Source organism: Stieleria mannarensis (assembly GCF_014154935.1).
GTDB lineage: Bacteria > Planctomycetota > Planctomycetia > Pirellulales > Pirellulaceae > Stieleria > Stieleria mannarensis.
In genome coordinates, this window is record NZ_JACEHH010000018.1 from 88,096 (window position 1) to 112,999 (window position 24,904).

The window sequence follows — 24,904 nt, forward strand, 5'->3', positions numbered from 1 at the left end:
ATTTGTCGCGTCGGCGCGACATTAGATTGACGTAGCTACGCTCGCCAGAGCGTTGGGATCCACCTTCTGGCGAAGGTAGCTACGTTTTCTTTCGCCTACTGCTCGGACGGTTTGATCCAACTGGCCGGCAGCGTTTGATCCCCTCCGCCTCCGATCATCCCGGCGGGCAACCGGAACGACGATTGATTCACGTCGGGTTGAGGCGGCGTGGGCAGCGAGTCCGCGGGGCGTGCCGGCGGCAGGGGCTGGGTATCGAAACTCGGGTTCAAGATCGATTCTCCGGCCGGCTGACCGCCGACGGGCTTTTTCTGGTCGGTGATCACCCCGGGCGGCAACTCACCGACGACGATTTCACCGTCGATGGTCGGCTGCATGTCGGGATAGATCGTCGGCCCGATCGCCGGTCCCCATAGTCCATAGCCGCCGCTCAATCCGACATCGCCGTGAGCTTCCACAATGTCGGCCAGACACCAACTCATGCGGCTCGATTCGGTTTGCTTGATGTACTCCAAGTCGTCTTCGCCGGTGACCAGCATCGGCGTCAGCACGACCAGCAATTCGTTCCGCCGCTCGGCTTCGAAGTCATACTTGAACAGGTTGCCCAGGACGGGGATGTTCGAAAGGTAAGGAAGCCGTCGGCTGTTGTTGGCGCGACTCTTTTGGATCAATCCACCCATGATCACCGTTTGGCCGCTCATGACCGAAAGCGTCGCTTGGGCGGTCGTGTCGACGATGTCTTCGATCAACACGGTTCCGCCGGTGCCGTCGGGAACCACGGTGCCGTTTCCTTCATCGCGGTCCGATCGCGTCACATCGACGTCCATCAAGATCGTTCCGTCGCTTCCCACTCGCGGCCGAATGTTCAGGATCAATCCCACCGTGATGTCTTCGATATTCTGCGTCACGTTGTTGTTGGTCACCGTGCTGCCGCGGAATCGTGCGATTTGTCGCCCGACGTTGATCAGCGCCTCGGAGTTGTCGGCGGTCATCAATTGGGGCCGGCTGATGATTTGTGCCCGCCCGGCGTCCTGCAACGTTCGGAACAGCAAACTGACCGACTCACTCGCCGCGTTCAGCACAAAACCGCCGTAGCCGATCGACGGGTTGGCTTGCCCCAGCCCGAAGGTTGACACGGTGGTGGCCGCCAAGTTGCCCTGTCCGAAATCATTGACATTCGGCACACCGGCGTCATTGAAGTTGAATCCCGGCGTTCCCGCAGCGGAGCTGCCCGGGACATCCGCGACTGCCTGCCCGCGGCTGAATGCCAGCGAATCCTGCAGCCCGAGTTCCGTGCCGATTTCAAAGGCGTCTTCCAGTGCGACTTCGGCCAACATCACCTTGATCAACACCATCGGGCGGCGACGGTCGAGTCGTTCGATCAGCAATCGGACTTCTTCGTACAGTCGCGGCGAAACGCTCAACAGGATGCTGTTGAAGTTCTCTTCGGCGATCGCCACGATGTCGCGATCCAACAGATCGTAGGGTCCCAGACCTTGCTGATATTGCTGGATCGTGGTTTGCGATTGCTGGCGTTCGTTGACGTAGTTGGTGATCGCCGCGGCGACCAACACCGCTTCGTTGTGCTTCAGCCAAATCACTTCGGTGATGCGTTCGGCAAAGCCTTCGCTGTCGAGCCGCAGCAAGATGCTTTCGACGACTTCCAGGTCCGACGACGATCCGCTGGCCACGATGCTGTTGGTGCGGATGTCGGTCGAAAAGCGGAGCGGCACGAGCGAGCTTTCCGCCGCGGCCGTCGACGGGGGCAGTCCGGCGGCGTTGGCGCCGCCGATGCTGGTGCCACTGGTCGCCGCGTCGGAACCGAACAGGGTTTCCAGCGAGGCGGCCAGTTGTGCCGCGTCACCGTTTTCAATGGTGAACACTTTGACGAGCGAATCGATGCCGGGGGCTTGGTCCAATTGCCGGATCAGCTCGGCGATCAGCGGCATGCTGGACGAGGGGGCGCGGACGACGATCGAGTTGGAGTTCGCTTCGGCCGTGATCGTGGCCCCGGCCAAGATGCCGGATTCCACCATCCGTCGCTCGTCGCTGTCGACGGTCAGGATGGAAAGCGATGTCGATGGCGCGGTGGCATCACCCGCCGAAGCGACTTCGCCGGTCGCAAACGCGTCTTGCAGCGTCGTGGCCAGGTCTTCGGCGACCGCGTTGTTGAGCGGAAAGACACGCAACTCGCTCGTCGCGGGCGTCTTTTCCACGTCCAGTTCGTTGATCAATCGCGTCACCTCGGTCATATCCCGCGGTGCGGCACTGACGATCAACGAGTTGGTACGGTAGTCGGCCGAAATCCGCACGCGTGGTCCCAGACCGTTGCGGACGTCTTCTTCGATGCCCGGGCGATTGCTAAAGAACGTCAAAATGGCGTCTTGGGCATCGACGGCCGAGGCGTTCTGCAAACGGAACACCCGCAACCGACTGGCTTCTTCGACGGGCTGGTCGATCTTGCCAATCAAGTCTTCCAGCGACGCGATCGCTTCGGCGCGGCCGATCAACAACAACGCATTGGGGCTGTCCAGCGACGTGATGCTGACGTCGCCTTGACGCGTCGACAGGACATCGTCGTACAGCTGGGTCAGCAATTCCGCGACCGCGTTGGCGTCGGCGTGCTCGAGCGCGACGACTTTGGAATCGGGCTGGGTCAATTCAGCCTTGGATTCAATCTCCTTGATCAATTCCATCACGCGTTGGACGTCGCGGGTCGCACCCTTGACGATGATCTGTCCCAGTTCGGGAACGTATTCGATTTGCACGTCGCCCAGCGGGCCGGCGCCTTCCACGCCGGTGCCCTGACCGTCTTGCGGGCCAGCCGCGTCGGGCGCGCTGCCTTGATCGGCTTGCATCACCGCATTGCGGAAGACGCTCTGACCGGGGCTGGACATGTCATCGCCACGCAGTGCACGCAACAATCGCATCGTGCGTTGAACCGGAGCCATGTCCGCTTTTTGCAAGCGGTGCACTTGGGTGACGTCGTCGTAACGATTGGGGACGCGGTCCAGGGCGCTGATCATCTTTTCCCAACCCGGAATTGCGGGATCGGGGGCTTGGACGGTGACCTGGTTTTGCCGGCGATCGACTTCGACCAACGTCCCTTGCATCGGCGGCACGTTCATCTGGAACGTGACCTGATTGCCGTTGTTGCGGGTCGTCATTGGGACGTCTTGGCCGGCGGCCTGTTTCAAGTCGCGTTCGAATTCACGCCAGGAAATGTTCTGCAGCCGCACGCTGATCGGGCCGGCCGAAACCGAAGACGCTTGGCGGACGGCACCGGCGACCAGCGACTTGACCTGCGATGCGATCACTGCCTGGTCCTTGGCCGGCGCCATGACCACCAGTTGGCTGTTGGCCGGGTCGGGCGAGATCGTGATCCCCGGCAGGTCTTGGTAGCGAAGGCTGAGCGCCGTTGCGATCGCGTCGGCATGGATCGAGGGCACGGCCAGTTTTCGCAGTTGCGGCGAATCACTCACTGCCGATGCCGGTGTCGTCGCGGCCACCGTCCGAATGTGCCCTTGGGGCGACACGCCGGTACTGGCTTGCATGTACCGATGGTAGGCTTCGGCGTTCATCGACGGCATTCGCGAGGGCCCACTTCCAGGGGCGATCTCGGGAGGACCGGTTTGCGGCGTTTGAGCACACGCGGTCGACACGGCAATCGCCGCGACAAGCTTCACGCTTAACGCTCGCCTGAGACCGACGGCGACTGGGGAGACGATGGTTTTCAAACGGTGCACGGGCAACACCTTTAGGCGTACAGGGTCAACGACAGACAGAACGGAGCTCCAAGAGCGCTTCCTCCGCTCATCCCTGGTGATCGACTCCCCCGTTGCATCCCCTACAGTCAAACTGACCGCGATACTGGCAGCGAATCGATCGATCAGGCATGATTGCCACAACACGTAACGAACCCAAAGTTTCGGTAAGCCTGGGAAGATATGCCGGTCCGGCAGACAACGCGCCGGTTGAAAGCCGGTCGAAATTCGCCCAGATTCGTCCATTCGATGCACCCGACGAGGCAACATGATCACACTTGGCGGCCAAATCCTGCAGTCCGAACCCGAGGGATACGCGACAATCCGACCTGGAATCGTGGAAATCGCCGACGGCCGAATCGTCGGCCTGGGTTTCGGCCAAGTGTCCAACAAGGTCGATCACGGTGGTCCCGACGCATTGATTTGCCCCGGATTCATCGACACCCACCTGCATCTGCCCCAGTTTGACTCGATCGGGGCCGCCGGAATGCGGCTGCTGCCATGGTTGCAGGACGTGATTTTCCCGGCCGAACAACGCTGGAACGATCTTGATTTCGCCAGATCGATGATCGATCGCGTCACGGGGCAGTGCCTCGGGGTGGGCACGACGGGCATTTGCGCCTACGCCACCGTCGATCATGATGCCACCATCGCGGCGTTGACAGCGTTTGGCGAGATCGGATTTCGCGGTGTGATCGGGCAGGTGATGATGGACCGGGACGCGCCGCCGCCATTGCTGCGTCCGAGTGAACAGTTGGTCGACCAAGTGGCGCGGACACTGGATCGGTTTCCGCCCGACGGCCCCATGGCCGCCGCGGTGACGCCTCGATTCGCACTTTCCTGCAGCGAGGCGTTGCTGGAGGATGCAGGGCGGTTGGCCGCATCCCATGACGCGATCATCCAGACCCATCTGGCCGAAACGGTGGCCGAATGCGACGCGGTCGGCAAAGGCTTCGGCGGCCGAGACTACGTGGATGTTTATGACGGTGCGGGGCTGTTGACGCCGCGCAGCATCCTCGGGCACGGCATCCATTTGGATTCGCCGTCCCAAGACCGACTGGCACGCCGTGGCAGCCTCATCGCTCATTGCCCGACGGCGAACTCCTTTCTCGGCAGCGGGACGATGAACCGTCACTCACACCGGTCACACGGAATCCCCGTGACACTCGGCAGTGACATCGGGGCGGGATTTGAACGCAGCATGGTTCGCGTCGGTCGGGCGATGATCGAAGCGGCGATGCGAATTTCGATCGACGCCGGTCACGGAGTTGATGATCGAACCCGCATCCCGTCGGCCGCCGAAGCATGGCACCAAATCACCGCCGGAAATGCCGATGCACTTGGGTGGGACGACGTGGGCCGCATCGCCGTGGGCCGCCGTGCCGATCTGTTGGTCATTCGGCCGGATATTGCGTGGTTGGATTCACGCCAGCCGCTGGCGGCGTTGATGTTCGCTTGGGATGATCGTTGGATCGAAACGACGATTTTGGGCGGGCGGGTTCGGTTTTGTTCGGCATAGGACGTCGTGCAATGAACCATCGTCCGCAACTTGTTCCATCGGCCAGATCATGATTTTGCACATCGACATGGACGCGTTTTATGCGTCGATTGAACAGCGTGATCATCCGGAATTAATAGGCCGACCGGTGGTCGTCGGGGGCAGCAAGACCGGGCGTGGCGTCGTGGCGGCGGCCAGCTATGAAGCCCGTCAATATGGGATTCACAGTGCGATGCCGGGCCGCCGGGCCGCCGAGCTTTGCCCGCACGCCGTGTTCGTTCGCGGGCGTCTGTCTCATTACGCCGACGTGGGGCGACAGGTGCGTGAGATTTTTGGCCGGTTCACACCGATCATCCAACCCTTGTCGCTGGACGAAGCGTTCTTGGATGTCGCCGGAATGGAGCGTTTGCACGGCGATGCCGAAACGATCGGACGAAGCATCAAGGACGCGATCGAAAACGAACTGCAACTGACCGCCAGTGTCGGCATCGCTCCCCGGAAGTTCGTGGCAAAAATTGCCAGCGACTTGGACAAACCCAACGGCTTCGTCGTGGTCAAGGAATCGGATCTGACGTCGTTTCTGGATCCGCTAGGGGTCGAAAAACTTTGGGGCGTCGGCTCGGTCGCACAGGCTCGCCTGCATCGTCTGGGGCTGAAATCGATTCGCGACGTCCGACTCTACGATCACGAGTTGTTGGTATCCAAGCTGGGCGATTGGGGGCACCACCTTTGGAAACTGGCCAACGGGATCGATTCGCGAGGCGTGGTCCCGGACCGAAGCGCCAAGCAAATCAGTCATGAACGCACCTTTGCCGACGACCAAAGCGATGCCGAACTGTTGCACGGCGTCGTTTGTTTCCTCTGTGAACAGACGGCGATGCGGTTGCGTCGCAGCGGCAGAATGACGTCCACGATCACGTTGAAGTATCGACGCGAGGACTTCAAGACGTTCAACAAATCGCGGACCTTGCAGGCACCGACCGACCAGACCGGAAGGATCATCCGGGTCGCGGTGGAGCTGTTGGAGGAAATGCGACGCAACGAACCGCGTGCGGTGCGATTGCTGGGCGTCTCGCTGGGAACCCTGGTCGGTTCGGACCGACCGGTGCAGTTGTCGTTGTTCGATGATCCGCAGCAACAGCAAGCCGAGCGCAAGGTCGATCAGGTCGTCGATCAGCTTTCGCAAAAGCTGGGCGGCAAGACGGTGTATCGGGCGGCCAGTCATCGTTGGCGGCATCGCCAATGATGCGGCCATAAAAAAACGGCCGTCTTTCCGCAGGCAAAGACGGCCGTTTGGGTTCAATGATTTGACGTTTCGGTCAGACCAGGTTCTTTCGCACGGCCCAAACAGCCGCTTGCGTGCGGTCGGTCACGCCGATCTTTCGCAAGATGTGCTGAACGTGTTCCTTGACCGTTTCGTAGCTGATGCCCAGCATCTTGGCGATTTCTTTGTTGGTCAGGCCTTGGGCCATTTGACGCAACACTTCGCTTTCACGATGGGTCAACGGAACGTCCAATTCTTGGCTCAGTCGTGGCGTTGCCAACGCACCGGTGACGCGACGCAATTCTTCGCGGGTCCAAGCCGATTCGCCGCTTGCCGCCGTGTTCAGGGCGTCGATCAATCGCTCACGCGGAGCAGATTTGAGGACATAGCCGGCTGCTCCCAGAGCGACCGCGCGGGCGATGTAGGTCGGGTTGTCGTAGGCCGAGTAAAGCACGATCGGCAGATCGGGGTGATCCAGTTTCAACCGTCCCAGCGTGTTCAGTCCGTCGCCGCCGTCCATGCGGATGTCCATCAAAACACAATCGGGCACCGAGCGTTCGACTGCTGCCAGGGCTTCTGCTGCGTTGCAGGCCTCTTCGGCGACAACCAGATCGGTTCCTTCCAGCATCGCCTTCAGGCCCATCCGGATGACCAAATGATCGTCGACCACTAATAGATTCTTACTCATAGAATCTCCTTTCTCGATTCAAGGGGTTGGATTTTCTGTGCCCTGCTAACACTACCCACCTCAAATTGGGGGCTTACAGTTGGCGGGGTAAGAAATGTGAAAATAAAACTCTTCGGTGCTCAGGTTGTCGTCCAACCACACCACTCTCTACGTCTTGCTGCCCGGCAACACCGTCACGCGGTGATTCGAACAACGTGCAGACCACTTGGCATCCTGCCACACCGTTCGCCTTCCTCTGTTCCTCGAAAGGAGCTCATCGTCAGAACTACAATGTCGGCGTGAAGCCATTCTCCGCCCCACGCCTCCTGACTGGATATCAATCCGCTTAGGGGAGTGCTTTGCTATGAAAAACCGGGTACTGCAGAGTATGACGGAAATCTCTGGCGCGAGACAGGTACGCTCACTACGTTTGGACGGCACTGTCACACCCAACGAGGGAGATATTGATCTCCCTTTGTCACCCAGGTACCCAGAAATCACTGTCTTTCCGCTTTTTTCTCGAAATCTTATTGATGAAAGGAATGCTTTTGGTGAACTGCGCCCGCCTTACAGCCCATTAACGAGGGTGTGGCGGGCACTGAGACACCTCTCGAGTGGCCCCGCCGTTGGTCGGACACTCTATTCTACGGGTGGCATGTGCGAATTCCCAATTGAAATCGTCGCCGAACGCGTCTTTTGCGGGTATTACTCCCCCCCTGGCACCTTCCCACAACCTGTTACCGTCCCACAACCCATGCGAGTTGCTCCTTGAGCGCGATTGCAAACGACCGTCCCGCCCCGGCCGAAGGAATCATGTCGCGGGGTGAGAGTGTGGCGATCGGCCGTCCGTTAAAATTGCATCCCAAAGGCGTGAACTCCAGCCCTCGTTTTTCCGCCAGCCGCATCGCCCTGGACAGGTGGACCGCCGACGTGACCAACCCGATCGAATCCCCTCGGCGGGAGGCTTCGGCAGGGCTCCCGCGACGGGGCCCGACGAGCTGCAGCCAGGCGTCCGGGGGGGCCTCGAAAAAGGATTTCAAATGAATCATCTCCGCATCGGTGTTGACACCTGGCACTTCAAAAATGACATGATCGGGGACGCCGACCGAGGTCAACATCTGGCGACCGATCCGCGACGGATCGCGGTAGTCATCGGTCCCCGTTCCGGTGCAGATCAGCGTTTTGGTTTTTCCGGCGTGCCAGAGCTGAGCGGCCAACAACAGACGTTGGCCGTCGTGGCCGAGTTGCGGAACGTCGAACCGATTGTCGTGGGCGTATCCGCCGAGCAAGACCACCGCGTCAAGCGGCTGTGTCAGCTGGCCTGCCGGATCTGCCGTCGCGGGGTATTCGAGCGATCGCAGGAAATGACCGGCGACCCAGCCGTTGAAGACGATTGAGAAGGCCAGCCATGCGACCGCGAAGGTGACGGCCAGCGGCGTGCACTTCCTGACAGCGCTGGCAATGGTTGCGGCCAACAGGGACAACCAGATCACCGCGACGGGCATGACCAAACTGGTCGCGGTACGCTCGGCCGGCGACCGCCCGCCTTGAATCCCCGCCCAAGTGACCAGAGCGACGGCCAGCACACCGGCGGCGACGACGCCGATCAGACTTGCCCGGAACCAGCCGATCGGTCGCGCGAATGCCTCTTGCGAGTTCGGTGCGGTGGCTGCGTCCTCGTGAGAGCCCATGAATGATTGACTTTCCTTGGCGTTGTTCTTGATGGGAGTCGGCTGCGTCGCGAGGGGGCGCGTGGTGTGATCGGTGGTCGCCGAAAGCATAGCTGCTTCCTAAAGCGGACGAGGAGAAAAAAAGAAGCAATCGGAAGCCGGCGGTTATATTGGGGGGAAGCGGAACCTCGTCTCCGTGTTTATGTTGCTTGATCCCACCTGTGTTTCGTCCAAGACATTCCTATTTTCAGGGACCCCATGAAACGTCTCGGCTATCGTTCGGTATCGCTGTTTTTGGTTTTGGCAGCCTGTCAGTTTTTAGCGACCACACCTGGGGCCGTCGCCCAATCACCCCGTCTTCAGATTCGTAAGGGATTGAAGCTGGCGGCGGTCGGCAATTCGCTCGGTGAGCGGATGAACTTGTACGGCAACTTCGAGACTCGGTTCCAGTTGCGTCACGCGGGAGCCGACGTTCGGTTTCGCAATTTTTGTTGGCCGGCCGACGAGGTCGGCAACCGTCAACGGCCCGGCAGCTACACCACGATCGACGATCCGCTGGCCGTCTTCGCTCCCCAGGCCTACCTGTGTTTCTTCGGTGCCAACGAGTCTTATGCGGGCACCGATGACGCCACGGTCGAGGCGTTCATTGCTTCCTATCGCGATTATCTGGCGCTGTTGAACTCGAATTATTCCGGCGGCAACGCTCAATTCGTCCTCGTCAGCCCGATCGCGTTCGAGTCCACCGGCCATCGACTGCATCCCGACGCGGCCGCGCGGAACAAGGCGTTGAAGGTATACCGCGACGCGATCGAGAAACTGGCATCGGAACAGAAGTTGCCTTTCGTCGACCTGTTCACCGAATCCCTGGCGGCTTTCGATGCCCAGCCGGGCAACCAATACACGATCAACGGGCTGCACCTGAACGAAGCCGGTGACCGCTGGGTCGCCGAATTGCTCGACCGGTCGCTGTTCAGCGATTCGCTGACGTTGGACGCCGCGCGGTTCGAATCGGTCCGCAAGTGGGTCAACGACAAATCCTGGTTGCACCTGCAAGACTATCGAATGCTCAACGGTTGGTATGTCTATGGCGGACGACGGACCTGGGACACGGAAACCTTCCCCAGTGAATACCGCAAGATCCGAGAAATGGTCGCCGTGCGTGATCAATACATCTGGGATCTGGCCCAGGGCAAACCCGTCGCCGATCGACCCGACGATTCCGGTACCGGCCAAGTCGTCGTCCCGGAAACCATGTTCGGCACCCGCAGCGACAGCTTTCGCGAGATGCGCGAACCCAAGGAACTCGTTTATCCGACGCCGGAAGAGTCGATCGAGATGATGACGGTTCCCGAGGGCATGGAAGTCCAGTTGTTTGCCTCCGAGCGCGAGTTCCCCGAATTGGCCAACCCCAATCAGATCGCCTTTGACGCCCAAGGCCGCTTGTGGGTTTCGTGCATGGCCAACTACCCGCAGTGGCAACCCGGTGCCGCACCGCCGGACGACCGGCTGCTGATTTTCGAAGACACCGACGGGGACGGCAAAGCCGATGTCTGCAAAACGTTTTATGACAAACTGATCTGTCCGACCGGGTTCGAATTCTACGACGGCGGCGTGCTGGTCGTCGACGAACCACGCATCCTGTTCCTCAAAGACACCGACGGTGATGACAAGGCCGATGAAGTCATTCAATTGATCGACGGCATCGCCACCGATGACACCCACCACACGATGGGCGCGTGGGAGTTTTCTCACGGCGGCAACCTGCACATGCTCGAAGGCATCTCGCTTTCGACCACCCTGGAAACACCCTGGGGGCCGTTCCGCAACAAGAACACCGGTGGTGCCTACGTCTACGATCCGATCTCCCAACGGGTCAGCCACTACCGCACCCCGGGTTACGGCAACCCCTGGTGTCTGGTGTTTGACCAGTGGGGCAACGGGATCGTCGGTGACGGCACCAACGCCAAGCAACACTGGATCGCACCGCTGGCCGGCAAAGAAGTTGATTCACGCAAGACGCTGCGGCCGGTGTTCGATAACCATGGCATGCGCCCGGCGGTCGGAAACGAGTTTCTGTTGTCGCGACATCTGCCCGACGACATGCAAGGACAATTCATCTATGCCTGTGTGATCAACATGCACGGAATGCCGCGATTCAATCTGCGATTCGAGTCCGACGGCGCCGGATACGAAGGCGAACGCGTCGAAGACCTGCTGTCATCGTCCGACATGATCTTCCGCCCGGTCGATCCGAAAATCGGTCCCGATGGAGCGGTTTGGTTCGGCGATTGGTGCAACGCCTTGATCGGACACATGCAGTATTCGCAACGTGACCCGAACCGTGATCACACACACGGCCGCGTTTATCGTCTGGTCAACAAGAACAAGCCGCTGTTGGACATCGTCGATCTGACCAAGCTGAGCGAATCCGAACTGCTGGACCAATTGTTGGTCCCCGAGTTACGCACCCGCTATCGCGTGCGACGCGTGTTGCGCGATCGGCCCCAGCCACAGGTGTTTGCGGCGATCGCCGACTGGATTGCCGACACGGATGACCCGCAACGGTTGTGCGAGGCGATGTGGATCCAGGAGAGTTTCCGAGCCGTCGACGCGGACTTGATCGATCGGATCCTGGCGTCGGATGACTATCGCGCCCGGGCTGCGGCGATCCATACCGTGACCAACGAGATGTTGCGGATCGACGCCGCACACGATTACTTGGCCGCCGCGACCTCGGATCCGCATCCGCGGGTTCGTCTGGAAGCCGTCCGCGGGATCAGCTTTCTGGAAACCCCCGATGCGACCGAGCTGGCCTTGTCGGTGACGAATCACCCGATGGATTATTGGATCGATTACACCCTTGAACACACCCTGAACGCCCTCGAGCCCGCTTGGTCGAAAGCTCAGAAGTCCGACGACTTTTTGGCCAACAGCAGCGAGCAAGCCAAGGCGTACTTTTTGCGGTATCAACGCATGTCCGGCCCCGGCGGCGCGGCCGTCGTTCCCCTGGAAATCGCCGACGATGTCGATGCGTCCCCGCAAGACCGCAACGCCGCCATCAAAACCCTGGCCGGGCTCCGTGGCGGCAGCGCCGGCCTAGGCGAAGACGTGTTCAAACAAGTCTGCTCGGCCTGCCACCAAATCGGTGACCTGGGCAAAAAGTTCGGCCCCGATCTGTCCGACGTCGGTTCACGGTTCGACAAAGAAAAGATCATTCGATCGATCGTGATGCCCAACGACGAGATCAGCAAAGGCTACGAGACGGTCAACATCCTGACCGTTGACGGCGATACGTTCAACGGTTTTGTGATCGCAAAGACTGATGACACGCTTTCCCTGGGCATCGCCAACGGAAAGCAAGTCGACATCCCGATCGATGACATCGAGATCGAAAAACCGATGAAAGCCAGTTCGATGCCGGAAGGATTGCTAAAACAAATCGCGCCGATCCAGGCACTCGACTTGATCGCCTACCTGTCCGCCCAGCGAGACGTCACCAAGGTTTCACGCCGGGGGTGGACCAGCGCCAAGTATCGCAACCAACCGAAGCTGCGGACGCACAACGGGGCGGTCGAAATCTCCCACGACGCCGCGATCAAACTCGGCCCGCACTTCGGCAACGGCACGTGGAACTCGGACCCGCACTTGTTGCTGACCCCCGTCGGGCGAGAGGATTTCGACTTCGCCTTTCACAGCGACCATGATGCCGAGTCGCCTTACGTCACGATCCGTTTGCAAGAACCCGCGACGCTGAAGCACTTGATGCTGCGGAATCGATTGTCCAGCCAATTCCATTCCCGCGCCAAAGGGCTGACCGTTTGGGTCAGTCCCGATGGTGAGGATTACCGACAGGTCTGGAAAGCCGACAAGCTGAAGGGCGACTGGATGATCGACTTCCCCGACGGCACCCAGGCGCAATACCTGCGGATCGGGTTGGACGGCGAAGGCACGTTCCACCTGTACCAGGCCGTCGTGTTCGGCGAGTGACCCGGCGGGCAGAACGCAAGTGAGAGAGGCATGAAGATTGCGTTCCAAGGCGGAGCCTTGGAACGCGTCTCGCAGCCGGCAAAAGCTGGATGACAGGCTAGAAGCCTATCCCACTCAATTCACCGACTCAGCTCCGCCAATGCCGCGAACAAACTCTCCAACTCCTCTCGCATCGTCGTTTCGCCGCAGCTGATTCGCACGGTTCCATCGGCGGGCGAATCGATTGCCGCGTGGATCAACGCCGCGCAGTGCAACCCCGAGCGGACTTCGATCCCGAATTCGCTGTCCAGGATCATGGCCGCATCGCCGGCCGCAAGCCCGTCGATCGCGAGGCTGGCCACCGGCAGGACGGGAACGTGGGGGCGTCCGATCACACGGACGCCTGGAACCTGATCCAACCCGCTGTAAAGTTCGCTCGCCAGTTCGGCCAACCTGCCCTGTGAAGTCGCGAGCGTCTCCTGTGGCGAGGCGTGATCGCGTCGGCTGCGGAGCCCGGCCAGCCATCCGGCGTAGGCGGGGACGTTCAGATTGCCGGCTTCAAAACTTGCCGGGTAATCGTGCGGCATCTCCAGCGATTCCGAACGTGTGCCGGTCCCACCGAACACCGTGGGACGGATTCGATCTTGAGCTTCGCGGCGGACATACAAGAACCCGGTTCCCAGTGGTCCAGAGCCGCCCTTGTGCCCCGGCGCGGCCAGCACGTCGATGTGGGCTTGGGTGACCGAAAGCGGCAGGTGCCCGAACGTTTGGGCGGCGTCGCAGAACAACAGCGGCTTGGACGCTGGATCGAAGCGATCGACCAGCCGCCGACCGATCGCATCGACCGGCTGGACGGCACCATTGACGTTGGCGGCATGGACGACCGCGACCATGCGTGTCTGGGGAGTGACCGCCGCAAGCACGGCGTCGGCACTGACTTGCCCCTGTGCATCGACCGGCACCACGGTCCAAGTGATCACGTTATTTGCGACCAGGTGTTGCAGTGGCCGGAGCACGCTGTTGTGCTCGGCCGCCGTCGTGACGACGTGATCTCCGCTTTTCAAGATCCCCAACAGGCCCGCGTTCAAGGCAGCCGTGCCGCCGGGATGCAATGAGATTTCTTGGTCGCCGGCGGCACCGATCCAAGCAGCGAGTTCGCGCCGCAACCGCGCGATGATCTGGCCGGCGTGTTGCGACGCCCGGTAGGCGCCTCGTCCGACCGCCGCCTCGTGATGCATCGAAAAGTCGTGCATCGCGTCCAGGATGACCGGCGATTTCGGATAGCACGTCGCGGCATGGTCCAAGTAGATGCGTCGGGTCATGGATGAATCCACTCGGTCGAATCGTCGGCAAACGTTTCCCGTTTCCAGATCGGCACGTCCGCTTTCAGCCGGTCCATGATCCAGGGCAGTGCCGAAAAGGCGTCACGGCGGTGGGCGCTGCTGCATCCGACCAGCACACTCGCTTGCCCCAGGGGGACTTCGCCCAAGCGGTGCACGATCACAACGGCGGCCAGAGAATAAGTCCGCATGGCTTGTTCGGCCAGTTGTTGCAATTGTCCGAGGGCCATGGATTCATGCGCCTGGTAGTGGAGCGTTTTGGTGATCCGGACGCGTCCTCCCTCGGTGGTCGTTTTCCGCCGCGTCACACCGGCGAACCAGGCGTGCGCGCCCGTGTCCGGGTCGTCGATCGTGGACGACCAATCCGAGAGCTCGATCGGTGACTGAACCAGGCGAATCAAAATCATGAATCGGTCGTTTGAAAGTCAATGGTTGCCAGAGCGCTAACCGCCACTGACCGGCGGGATCAACGCGAGTTCGGCGTCGCCACGCTCGACGACGTGATCACCGGCGACGTATTGGCCATCGACGGCCAGCCGGCTGACGCCGATCAGCTGGGCCGCCGCGGGGACCTGTGCCGCGACGGCATCGATCAACATCGCCGCGGTCGCCGGTGGATCGACGGTGACTTCGATGACGTCGCAGCCGGCGGCGTCACGGACACCGGCAAACAGCAGAATCTGCATCGACACTGGGGGCCTCATCCGGGCGGCAATCCGAGTTCCTCGCCGACCTTCGGCAGTCGGCCGTAGGCATACGCGAGCAGTTTCAGGGGGTGAATGGTGTGCAGCTGGGTCCCATGTTCGATCTGCATTTTACAGGCGCTGCATTCGGTACAAGCGAGTCGCCGTCCGCTGCCGCGCATCGCCGAAATCATCGGCCAACCGACGCGCAGGCTATTGCGATAATTCTTGCGTTGCAATCCCCAGGTGCCCGCCATCCCGCTGCAGCCGCCTTCGACATGATCGACGCGCACGCCCGGGATCAGGTTCAACAACTCGATCGACGCGATGTCCGGATCCAACACCCGCAAATGGCAGGGGCGGTGATAGGCGAATTCCAGGTCGACCGCTTGGAACTGGCGATCGAGTTTCCCGTCGGCGTGCAGCTCGCGCAGAAACTCGCACCCTTCATACGCGTTGCGGGCTACCAGGTGAGCGTCTTCGTCGTCCAGCAAGTTGGGGTATTCGTGTTTCAGGCACAGCACCGCGGCGGGTTCGGTCGCGACGATTTTGTATCCCGATCGGACCGCTTCGGACAACATCCGCACATTCTTGCGGGCGATCCGTCGGGCGCCCTTCAAGTCGCCGGCGGTGATCCGCGCCATGCCGCTACCGGTCTGGGACGTGGGCACATAGATCGCAATGCCATTTTGTTGCAGGATCTCCGCCAGCGCGCGGCCGATGTCGGGGTCGTGGTAGTTGGCATAGTGGTCCACAAAGTACAGCACTTTGACGCCATCGCCGGCCGGCGGTTTCGTCCAGCGTCGGCGCGAGGAATAACGCATGAAACTGCCCGATGCGATCGACGGCAATTCTCGCGCGGCCGACAACCCGAACAACTTTTCTGCCAACCAGCGTGAGAACCCGTTGCGGATCAACAGGTTGGCGATCCAGGGAAACCGCGACCCGACCGCGGCGACCGTGTCCAGCCGACAGAGCAATCGGTCCGACAGCGGTTGCCCGTTGGTGGCCACATACTGGGCCTTCAATTCGCCGACGATCTTGGGAATGTCGACCGTCGCCGGGCACTCGACACGACACTGATGGCAATTGAAACAAAGGTCCGCGACCGCTTTGGCGCGATCACCGGTCAGCGCTTCGACGTCGATCTTGCCGCTCAACACACCGCGCAACAAGTTCGCTTTGGCCCGCGGAGACGCCTCTTCGCTGCGCGTCGCGCGAAACACCGGACACTGACGCTCCGACCGCGCCGTCGTTCTGCATCGCGCGCATCCGTTACACGACTGTGCGACAACGTCGATCATCTCGTTCGGTGACCACTGCTGCAGCACCGGCAACTCGGGAACGGCGGCGTTCTGCAACCGCGCGACCTGGACGATTCGGTCGGTGGCTTTGATCAACGTTCGCGTTTCGGTGGACACCTCGATCGACTCGCCGATCGGGCGGATGTTTTCGTTGGGCTGCTGAAGCACGGCGCCGAACAGCTTGCCGGGGTTCAGCCGGTGATGCGGATCGAACAGCCGTTTGATCTGGCCCATCGCCGGCCAAAACTCACCGAACTGTTTCGGCAACAGCGCGCTGCGGCTCAACCCGGCGGCGTGTTCGACGCTGACCTGCCCTTTGAATTTCCAGACCACTTCGGCCACTTGCTCGGCGACGCGTCGGATCTTTTTGCGTTCATCGGCGGACGACAAATCGATAAACGGTCGGACATGCAAATGACCGTGGCCGGCGTGGGCGAACACTGTCGCCGTGCACTCGTTGTCACGCAAGGTTTTTTGAATCGCCGCCAACGCCTCGGGCAACTTCTCGGCCGGTACCGCGATGTCCTCGGTGAACGGAATCGGCATCCCCGGACCCTTCAATCGACTCAGCCGCGGCGTGACCCGTCGGCACAACGCCCAGTAGCGGTCCCGGGTCGCTTGGTCGGTCGCCGCATGGGCGACGAAGGCCGAATCGGGGCCGCGGGAGAGCTCTTCGCGGAGGATTTCGATGCGGTCGGTCAACTCCGCCAGCGAGTCGCCTTGCAGCTCAAGCAACAACATCGCTTCGGCTTCTTGCGGCAACACACTTTCAAATTGCCGCTCGGTTTCCCGTGCGATCCCCAACAATCGGCGCCCCATCAAGTCACACGCCACCGGCCCGTGACCCAACGACCGCACGGCACAGCGGGCGGCCGATTCCAAGCGGTGAAAGAACAGCATCACCACGCCGCGGTGCTTGGGGATCGGTTCGGTTTTCACCGTCGCGTCGACGATCAGCCCCAGCGTTCCCTGGGTGCCCACCAAGAACTTGGCCAAATCGACGCGTCCCAGATCGTCGACCAGCGAATCGAATCGATAGCCCCCCCGCGCCGGCGGGGCGTCCTTGAATTGTTCCAGGCAGCTTTGATATTGCGTCTGGATTTCCATCAGTCCACGCGCCAGCCGCCCGAGCGTTCCCGGATCGTCGGGGTGATGTTTCGACACATCCAGCAACTCGCCGTCGACGGTCACAAAACGCAGCGACTGGATGTTGTCGCGGGCCGAGCCGCTGCGCAGATAGTGGCTGCCCGAGGCGTTGGTCGCCAACACACTGCCCATCGTCGTGATGCTGCGGGTCGCCGGGTCGGGGCCGTACCAGCGACCCATCGGTTTAAGGTTGCGATTGAGTTCGGCGATCGTCAGACCGGCCTGCACCATGGCCACCGTTTTCAACGGATCGAATTGCATCCGCCGCATGTAACGTGAAAAATCGACCACCAGTCCGGGGCCGACCGATTCCCCCGACACCCCACTGCCGCTGCCTCGGGGGTGAATCGGCAGATCCTGTTCGCCGGCATACTGGACCAACGCGACCACGTCGGCCGCCGAACGCGGTCGCACCACGCCGATCGGCTGGATCTCATAAATGCTTGCGTCGGTCGCGTACAACGTCGTCGATACGGAATCGCACATCACGTCGCCACGAACGATCCCCCGCAAGTCGTCTTGAATGCGTTGTCGGTCGATTTCCATGCATTAGTTCGACCCCATCGAGCGTCCCAAGTCAACCAGATGGTTTAGTTTCAAGTTGGGAGTTGGGAGTTGGGAGTTGGGAGTTGGGAGTTGGGAGTTGGGAGTTGGGAGTGATGGGGGGGCTAGGTCGGGACGGAAGCAAGGGGGGCGGACACGAAATTGGGTGACACGTAAAGATCGGGAAAAACCTGAAACCTGAAACCTGATACCAGTGCCCCCACCCCTGTTCCGGTTGTTGCTAAACTGATCGATCTCCCGCGTCTTGGTGCGATTTCCGCCCCCGCCCCGCCCCCACCTTGTGAGGCTTTTCCAAAATGATGTGTCGACATCGAATTCGGCTGGTTCTTGTTCTCGCCCCACTGATGTTCTGCGTGTGTGCTGGCCGATGGATGGCAGCGGCGGTCGCAGCCGAAGCGGAGCAGAAACAGATCTTGATGGTCGCCGGGGCACCCTCGCACCGCTACGGCGCGCACGAACACTTTGCGGGACTTCGCATCCTGCAAGACGCGATCGAACAAAGCAGTGACAACGTCCAGGTCACCCTTGTCCGCGGTTGGCCGTCGGACGAACTGGTCGCCGCGGCGGACACGATCGTGATCTACAGCGACGGCGGTCGCCGACATGTTGCCATGGACCACCGCGACCAACTCCGCAAACGTCTCTCCGAAGGCGTCGGACTGGTGTGTTTGCATTATGCGGTGGAAATGCTTCCGGGCGAGTCGGGCAAAGACTGGGAGGAACTGTTGGGCGGGCACTTTGAAGTCGATTACAGCGTCAACCCGCACTGGGTGGCGGAGTTCAAATCGCTTCCCGACCACCCGATCACACGTGGCGTGCGGCCGTTTGCCACTGACGACGAGTGGTATTTTCACCTGCGTTTCACGGAGCTGGGCAAGGTGACGCCGATCTTGTCCGCGGTCGCCCCGGATCACACGATGAAACGTCCCGACGGCCATCACAGCGGCAACCCGCATGTCCGCAAGAGTGTTGCCGCCGGCGAGCCCCAAACGGTCGCCTGGGCTTACGATCGCGTCGATGGTGGTCGATCCTTCGGATTCACCGGCGGTCACTGGCATTGGAACTGGGGCAACGACGACGTGCGACGCTTGGTGACCAACGCCATCCTGTGGACCGCCGGAGAAACGATCGGGCCGGACGGATCGTCGTTGGGAGAAGAATCGGTCGGAATCAAACGGTTGCTGGAAGACCAAGACTACGACCGTCCCAAGGATTTTGACGAAAAAGCCACGGCAGAGCGGTTTCAGCTGACGGCCGAAAAAAAAAAGACAATTCAAGGTGAATCTGCCAAGCCGATCTATCTCTCCGGAAGGTTGACCAGCGAAACCAAGCGGCACCGCGTCGAGATCGATGCGTCGATCGAGGGCGTGTCGGATTTGTATTTGATCGTCGACGACGGCGGTGACGGCTTCGCATGCGATTGGGTGGACTGGGTTGATCCGACCATTCACGGTCCGGACGGATCGAAGTCGCTGGTCGAATTGGGCTGGCAATCGGCGACCAGCGGTTGGGGCAGTGTCAAAAAGAACGCCAATTGCAGCGGAAAACCCTGGTCGGTCGACGGCCAGGTGATCGGAAAGGATGCCATCGGAACGCACGCCGATAGCGTGATCCATTTCAAACTCCCCTCCGGTTTCAATCGGTTGACGGTGACCGGCGCGTTGGACACCGGCGGCACGAGCCAGAATGGTGGGGCAACCACGAGCGTTCGCTTGGCGGTCTACGCCGGCGCCGTCCCCCCAACCCTCGGCAGCGCCCCGGACAATACAAGCGACGGCGACCAACGCGACCCCGGCAACGCGATCGCCGGCATCACCATCGCCGAAGGCCTGGAAGCGACCCTGGCGGCCAGCGAACCGCTGCTCCGCAGCCTGACCAATCTGGACATCGATTCGCGCGGACGCGTCTGGGTCTGTGACGTGATGAACTATCGACGCAACCAGGGATCACGGCCCGAAGGCGATCGGATCTTGATCCTGGAGGACACCGACGGCGACGGGGTCATGGACGACGCCAAGACCTTTTACCAGGGCCGTGACATCGATTCGGCGATGGGCATCTGCGTGCTCGAAAATGCGACCGGGGCGGATGTCATCGTGACCGCATCGCCCAACGTCTGGCGTTTCGTTGATACCGATGGAGACGACGTGCCGGACAGCAAGACGGCGATGTTCACTGGTGTCGGCAACCCACAACACGACCACTCCGGTCACTCGTTCTTGTTCGGCCCCGACGGAAAACTCTACTGGAACTTCGGCAACACCGGCGAGCAGGTCAAAGACGCCGACGGTGAAACAGTCATCGACATTCATGGCCGGGCGGTGATCGACAACGGGGCACCGCTTTTCGGCGGCATGCCCTTTCGTTGCGATCTGGACGGGTCGAATTTCGAAGTCCTGGCCCACAACTTTCGCAACAACTGGGAAACGACTGTCGATTCGTTCGGAACGCTTTGGCAAAGTGACAACGACGACGACGGCAACCGCGGAACCCGCATCAACTTCGTCATGGAGCATGGCAATTACGGCTATCGCGACGAAATCACCGGTGGCGGCTGGCGCGAACCGCGGATCAACCAGGAAGCTGAAATCATGCACCGTCACTGGCACCTGAACGACCCCGGCGTCGTCCCCAACATGTTGCAAACCGGTGCCGGATCGCCCAGCGGAATCTGTTTCTACGAAGGCCGATTGCTGCCGAAACGATTTTGGGACCAGATCATTCACTGTGACCCCGGCCCCAACATGGTTCGCGCCTACCCGTCCAAACCCGACGGCGCCGGTTACAGCGCGACGATCGAACCGCTGATGACGGGCACCGCCGATCGTTGGTTTCGCCCCGCCGACGTCTGCACCGCGCCGGACGGTTCACTATTCGTGACCGATTGGTACGATCCCGGCGTGGGAGGGCACCGTCAAGGCGACTCGGATCGCGGCCGGCTGTTCCGGCTGGCACCTCCGGGAACCGATTACAAAATCCCGACGTTCGACTTCACGACGCCCCGCGGAGCCGTCGACGCGCTGCGAAACCCCAACCTGGCGGTGCGGGCGCGGGCTTGGCGATCACTGCACGCGATGGGGCAAATGGCGGAACCTGCGCTCTTGGAACTTTATGCCGATGCGAACCCACGACTGCGTGCCCGCGCGCTGTGGTTGCTCGGCAAGATCGAGGGGCGTGGCGAACATTATGTCGCCGAGGCGCTGGCCGATTCGAATCCCGATCTTCGCATCACGGCGATCCGGTTGGCCAAGCAACTGACCGACAAGCCCTCGCGTTGGTTGGCCGATGCGGCCGATGACCCGTCCGCGGCCGTCCGACGTGAACTTGCCGTCGCCCTTCGTTACGACACCGGCGATGCCATGCCATCGCTTTGGGCCAAACTGGCGACGGCCTACGATGGCCACGACCGTTGGTACCTGGAAGCACTGGGGATCGGCAGCGACGTCCGCGCCGCCGAATGTTTCGACGCCTACCTGGACGCCGTCAACGGACGCTGGGACACCCCCGCCGGCCGAGACCTGGTGTGGCGCGTGCGGGCCCCCAAGGCGGCCGACGCGATGGTCGCGTTGATCGCCGATCCCGACCGGCCGCTGCAAGAAACCGATCGCTACTTCCGCAGCCTTGAATTCCATGATTCAGACGTTCGCGGTGCGGCGCTGCGGCGGTTGCTCCCCTGAACGCACCGGCCTGGTTGATCTGTCCGACACTTCTCTCCCCCCACCTTCCCCCGATGACGATGAAAGTTCACTCGTTGACCCTGACCGCTGCATTGCTGATTCTTGTCTCGCCGCCGGCGCGGGCCGCTGACACCGACTCACGGGCCGACCTAGCCCAGGCCCGCCAGGATGCCATCATCGTGCGAGCGGTCGAGCGGATCAGCGGTTATGACTACCGGTCCGATCCCGCGGTCGCCCAGGCGGTCAAGCGTCAGATCCGGCGCAGCCAGGGGACGCCGGAGTTCATGCGATTGGTCAAGCGATTCAAACCCGATGGGATTGAAACCCAGTTGGTCAAAACGTTGGTCGGCCAGGACCGATCGTCGGCGGTCCAGTCGGCCGATCTGTTGTTGGAACTGGAGGCCGGACGGAAAGCGATTCGCCGACTGTTGAATTCAACCGACCAGTCGCTTTCTGTCATCGAAGCGCTCGGATTGCTGGGCAACGGCCGCGCGATCCATTTCCTTGCCGAGGTTGCCAGCGACGCCGAGCGTCCGTTTGACCAACGCCGTGCCGCCGTCGCCGGATTAACAAAATCCCAAGGCGGTGAAAAACGACTGGTCGAATTGGCAACCGAAAAAACACTCGTCGGCGACACGTTTCTAATCGCCGGTGCGTTGCTCTCACGCAGCAAGGACAGTGGCATCCGCGATGCCGCCGCCAAAGTGCTTCCGCAACCGGCCTCCAAGGACGCCAAGCCGCTGCCGCCGATCGATGAATTGGCCAAGCAACGCGGTGATGTCGCCGCCGGGTTAAAATTGTTCCGCGGCGAAGCGACCTGTGCCAACTGTCACATCGTCAATGACTACGGCAAAGACGTCGGGCCGAATCTGTCCGAGATCGGAACCAAACTTTCGCGTGAAGCGATGCTGACGGCCGTCTTGGCCCCCAGTGCCGGCATCAGCCACAACTATGAAAACTTCAGCGTGTTGACCGAAGAAGGTCAGGTGATCACGGGCCTGAAAATCTCACAAACCGACAACGAAGTTGTGATCCGAACGGCCGATGCGATCGATCGAACGATCCCCGGCGAGGACGTGGTGACGATCAAGAAGAGCGACAAATCGATCATGCCGGAGAATCTGCATCACATCACCGGCCAACAGGGGTTGGTCGACATCGTGGAATACATGATGACGCTGAAGAAGAAAGGCTGATCAGCGGTACTGGCCGTGACAGTCGTCGCAGGACTGGGTGACCGCGCCGACGGCTTGGCTGATCGCATTGTAGTCGTCCAGTTCCAAGCCACGGGTGACGCCCCGGGCGGCTTTGGTCATCGCTTCGCTGAGTGCGGCATAGTCTTCGTCATCGGCGTCGTCCATGCCTTCGGCGACCAGGATGCGGCCGATGATCGCCAGCAATTCGGCCGGGCGGCGGACGTCACTCGGTTCGGCTTTGACGTCGTCGGCACTGTTGGTGGCGGTGCGCAGTTGTTCCTTCAATATTTCGGCGTATTCCATCAACGGCGCTCGGTCGGCGATCGACGCCCAATCGTTGCTCTCGGCGGCTTTGCCCCCACGTAGTCCGGTGCCCGACATCAAGTCTTGCAAGTCGTCCTTACGGGCCCGCGCCTCGTTGAACACCTGGTTGGTGCCGGCGTTGCAATTGAACGCCGTTCGCCCCAGCAGGTCACGAGCGACGGCCGCGTCATCTTTCCACCGCACGTCGCCCTGGTACTCGGTGATGATCGCAAACAGGCTGCTCATCACCATCAAATCCAACCGCGCGTCCTCATAGCCGCCGCTCTTAAACGGTCCGGGCTGGGTGACGACGGAATCGTAATGCAGTTTCACGCGTTTGATCTCGTCCTCGATCGAAGTCGGGGAAATCAACTTGTCCCATCGCCCGGCATCGGCCTTGCCACCGTCCTCGGGGGTGGTGGTTGCCGCCAACGTGGACGGGGCGTTTTGCTTTCTCAACTCCTGCAGCGTCGGTCGTTGGCCGCGGATCGCATCGCCGACGGAGTCAAAGAAAATGCCTTGGGTGGCATCGGCAGAAAATTTTGGCTTCGGGGCACGTTTTTCTTCGCCCCAGGCGAGGTACGCGTGGGTGGAAAAAAACACCGATCCGGACAGCAAAAGGGCGGCACGAAAGGTGCGATTTCGGGGTTTCATCACGGGGCTCGACCGGTGCAATGGCAGGATGGTTTCCGTCAGTGTAGTTCAGTCTAGCACCGCAAAGAAACCGGTGCCGAGTGTCCGATAAAGGATGGTGAAGAGGTGACGGCCCAAGCGGGGGTTTGCGGGCAGGAAGGCTGGTCTGGTTGAATCCGCCAAGACCAAAGTCGCGGCGACGAATGATCCCGCGCCCCGGATCCAATCGAAACCTGCCCGGGTGATCGGGGTTGATAGGAGAGTGAAGGGATTCGCACCAATTACGAGGGGAACGATTAAGTGGATAAACAAGAAAACGAACGCATCACGTGCCGATGCCCGCGTGGACATAAGCTGCGTGGTGGGACGAACCTGATCGGCGAAACGGTCCGCTGCCCGCGCTGCAGCGAAAAATTCGTCTTCGGATATCAAGTACGAAAAGACGTGACCGACACGGCCGTGGTGCGGATCCTGGGCGATGGCCCGGCGACCCCCACGCCGCCGGCGAAACGCGAACCCAAGCTGCGGCCGTGCTCACGCTGCGGCGTTGCGATCAGCGCGGCGGCCAGCGTTTGCAAACACTGCAATTGCTACGTCGGCATCCTGCCGGATTTCCTGAGCAAGCTTTCCGACGGCAGCTCCATCCACACCAATTGAACGCACTGCCAGCGGGACGCGTGAACGAGCGGCCTGTCACCTCCTTTCGATCACAAACTGAGCCGTCGGCTCACTAAATCAACAGGCCGTTAACGCAACGTGCTGGCATGAACTGCCACAATTCTTCCTCACATCCAAACGTGGATTCGTTTCGTGCGCACACTTTTCAACGTTTCAACCGGCCTCCTGATCACATTGATCGCCGTCGGTTGCAGTCGTACGCCGCCACCGCCGGCGGCCGACGCAAACGTCGGCGTTGTGACCGTTGAGATCCTGTCCGGTGACACGGACAAGCGATCGATCCAAGTCCCGGATGTCGCCGACGGGGCGACGCTTGAATCGGTGATGCGGATGGTTGAAGAGGTTCCAGTCAGCGTCTCGGGTAGCGGAACGACCGCATTTGTCGATTCGATCGGCGACGTGCAAACCGACGCCACTCAGGGCTGGACGTTCAAGGTCGACGGAGAATTTGCCAACCAAGGCATCGGCCAAACCGTGTTGCATCCGCCGACCACGGTGACTTGGTCCTACGGCGCGTTTGAGATGGAGACGCCGTAATCGCTCCGCGGGCAGAC

General features: G+C 61.0%; 15 protein-coding genes. 7 read left to right on the forward strand and 8 right to left on the reverse strand.

Going from position 1 to position 24,904, the window contains the following annotated elements; all coding sequences use genetic code 11:
- Positions 1-95: 95 nt before the first annotated feature.
- Positions 96-3,578, reverse strand: coding sequence for a secretin N-terminal domain-containing protein (locus H1B37_RS14010; RefSeq protein ID WP_286177741.1), 3,483 nt, complete (start codon positions 3,576-3,578; stop codon positions 96-98).
- 451 nt (positions 3,579-4,029) lie between these two features.
- On the opposite strand from H1B37_RS14010, the gene H1B37_RS14015 reads away from it, so the two are divergent.
- Together H1B37_RS14015 and H1B37_RS14020 are read left to right on the forward strand one after the other, a co-directional pair.
- Positions 4,030-5,280, forward strand: coding sequence for an amidohydrolase family protein (locus H1B37_RS14015; protein WP_182867285.1), 1,251 nt, complete (start codon positions 4,030-4,032; stop codon positions 5,278-5,280).
- The gene (locus H1B37_RS14020; protein ID WP_286177743.1) at positions 5,222-6,505 is read left to right on the forward strand and encodes a DNA polymerase IV; all 1,284 of its coding nucleotides are present in this window, start codon (positions 5,222-5,224) and stop codon (positions 6,503-6,505) included. Before H1B37_RS14015 ends, H1B37_RS14020 begins: the two co-directional genes overlap by 59 nt.
- A 73-nt stretch (positions 6,506-6,578) precedes the next feature.
- On the opposite strand, the gene H1B37_RS14025 is transcribed toward H1B37_RS14020, so the two are convergent.
- Positions 6,579-7,211 carry a response regulator gene (locus H1B37_RS14025; protein ID WP_147866940.1) on the reverse strand — a complete coding sequence of 211 codons (633 nt, stop codon included), beginning with the start codon at positions 7,209-7,211 and terminating at the stop codon, positions 6,579-6,581.
- Positions 7,212-7,927: 716 nt separating this feature from the next.
- Entirely contained in the window at positions 7,928-8,971 is a 1,044-nt protein-coding gene (locus H1B37_RS14030) for a YdcF family protein (RefSeq protein ID WP_182867287.1), read from the reverse strand.
- A 147-nt stretch (positions 8,972-9,118) separates the two neighbouring features.
- Here H1B37_RS14030 and H1B37_RS14035 point away from each other — a divergent pair, with 147 nt between their 5' ends.
- Positions 9,119-12,847, forward strand: coding sequence for a PVC-type heme-binding CxxCH protein (locus H1B37_RS14035; protein ID WP_182867288.1), 3,729 nt, complete (start codon positions 9,119-9,121; stop codon positions 12,845-12,847).
- Positions 12,848-12,966: 119 nt separating this feature from the next.
- Here H1B37_RS14035 and H1B37_RS14040 read toward each other — a convergent pair whose 3' ends face one another.
- The 4 genes from H1B37_RS14040 to H1B37_RS14055 are packed head-to-tail and all read right to left on the reverse strand — an operon-like array spanning position 12,967 to position 17,845.
- Entirely contained in the window at positions 12,967-14,148 is a 1,182-nt protein-coding gene (locus tag H1B37_RS14040) for an aminotransferase class V-fold PLP-dependent enzyme (protein WP_182867289.1), read from the reverse strand.
- Positions 14,145-14,573: a molybdenum cofactor biosynthesis protein MoaE gene (locus H1B37_RS14045; protein WP_182867290.1), complete on the reverse strand. Its 429-nt coding sequence runs from the start codon at positions 14,571-14,573 to the stop codon at positions 14,145-14,147. Before H1B37_RS14045 ends, H1B37_RS14040 begins: the two co-directional genes overlap by 4 nt.
- Before the next feature lie 36 nt (positions 14,574-14,609).
- The gene (locus H1B37_RS14050; RefSeq protein ID WP_286177752.1) at positions 14,610-14,852 is read right to left on the reverse strand and encodes a MoaD/ThiS family protein; all 243 of its coding nucleotides are present in this window, start codon (positions 14,850-14,852) and stop codon (positions 14,610-14,612) included.
- A 14-nt stretch (positions 14,853-14,866) separates the two neighbouring features.
- A complete protein-coding gene (locus tag H1B37_RS14055) occupies positions 14,867-17,845 on the reverse strand; it encodes an anaerobic glycerol-3-phosphate dehydrogenase subunit C (protein WP_182867292.1) in 2,979 nt (992 codons plus the stop codon).
- 371 nt (positions 17,846-18,216) lie between these two features.
- Between H1B37_RS14055 and H1B37_RS14060 the strand changes: the two genes are divergently transcribed.
- Together H1B37_RS14060 and H1B37_RS14065 are read left to right on the forward strand one after the other, a co-directional pair.
- Complete coding sequence (locus H1B37_RS14060) at positions 18,217-21,540, forward strand: PVC-type heme-binding CxxCH protein (RefSeq protein ID WP_353620839.1); 3,324 nt, start codon at positions 18,217-18,219, stop codon at positions 21,538-21,540.
- A 59-nt stretch (positions 21,541-21,599) separates the two neighbouring features.
- Positions 21,600-22,736, forward strand: coding sequence for a c-type cytochrome (locus H1B37_RS14065; RefSeq protein ID WP_182867293.1), 1,137 nt, complete (start codon positions 21,600-21,602; stop codon positions 22,734-22,736).
- Here the strand turns inward: H1B37_RS14065 and H1B37_RS14070 are convergent, their stop codons facing one another.
- Entirely contained in the window at positions 22,737-23,693 is a 957-nt protein-coding gene (locus H1B37_RS14070) for a cytochrome c (protein ID WP_182867294.1), read from the reverse strand.
- Between the two features lie 279 nt (positions 23,694-23,972).
- On the opposite strand from H1B37_RS14070, the gene H1B37_RS14075 reads away from it, so the two are divergent.
- Complete coding sequence (locus tag H1B37_RS14075) at positions 23,973-24,329, forward strand: hypothetical protein (RefSeq protein ID WP_182867295.1); 357 nt, start codon at positions 23,973-23,975, stop codon at positions 24,327-24,329.
- Between the two features lie 153 nt (positions 24,330-24,482).
- The gene (locus tag H1B37_RS14080; RefSeq protein ID WP_182867296.1) at positions 24,483-24,887 is read left to right on the forward strand and encodes a DUF4430 domain-containing protein; all 405 of its coding nucleotides are present in this window, start codon (positions 24,483-24,485) and stop codon (positions 24,885-24,887) included.
- The last annotated feature ends 17 nt before the right edge of the window (positions 24,888-24,904 follow it).

Excerpts from the sequence above, each read along its gene's own strand:
- H1B37_RS14045 (WP_182867290.1), bottom strand. The coding sequence starts at position 14,573 with ATGATTTTGATTCGCCTGGTTCAGTCACCGATCGAGCTCTCGGATTGG.
- H1B37_RS14030 (WP_182867287.1), bottom strand. The coding sequence starts at position 8,971 with ATGCTTTCGGCGACCACCGATCACACCACGCGCCCCCTCGCGACGCAG.
- H1B37_RS14055 (WP_182867292.1), bottom strand. The coding sequence starts at position 17,845 with ATGGAAATCGACCGACAACGCATTCAAGACGACTTGCGGGGGATCGTT.
- H1B37_RS14020 (WP_286177743.1), top strand. The coding sequence starts at position 5,222 with ATGATCGTTGGATCGAAACGACGATTTTGGGCGGGCGGGTTCGGTTTT.
- H1B37_RS14010 (WP_286177741.1), bottom strand. The coding sequence starts at position 3,578 with ATGAACGCCGAAGCCTACCATCGGTACATGCAAGCCAGTACCGGCGTG.
- H1B37_RS14035 (WP_182867288.1), top strand. The coding sequence starts at position 9,119 with ATGAAACGTCTCGGCTATCGTTCGGTATCGCTGTTTTTGGTTTTGGCA.
- H1B37_RS14025 (WP_147866940.1), bottom strand. The coding sequence starts at position 7,211 with ATGAGTAAGAATCTATTAGTGGTCGACGATCATTTGGTCATCCGGATG.
- H1B37_RS14050 (WP_286177752.1), bottom strand. The coding sequence starts at position 14,852 with ATGCAGATTCTGCTGTTTGCCGGTGTCCGTGACGCCGCCGGCTGCGAC.
- H1B37_RS14070 (WP_182867294.1), bottom strand. The coding sequence starts at position 23,693 with ATGAAACCCCGAAATCGCACCTTTCGTGCCGCCCTTTTGCTGTCCGGA.
- H1B37_RS14065 (WP_182867293.1), top strand. The coding sequence starts at position 21,600 with ATGAAAGTTCACTCGTTGACCCTGACCGCTGCATTGCTGATTCTTGTC.
- H1B37_RS14015 (WP_182867285.1), top strand. The coding sequence starts at position 4,030 with ATGATCACACTTGGCGGCCAAATCCTGCAGTCCGAACCCGAGGGATAC.
- H1B37_RS14040 (WP_182867289.1), bottom strand. The coding sequence starts at position 14,148 with ATGACCCGACGCATCTACTTGGACCATGCCGCGACGTGCTATCCGAAA.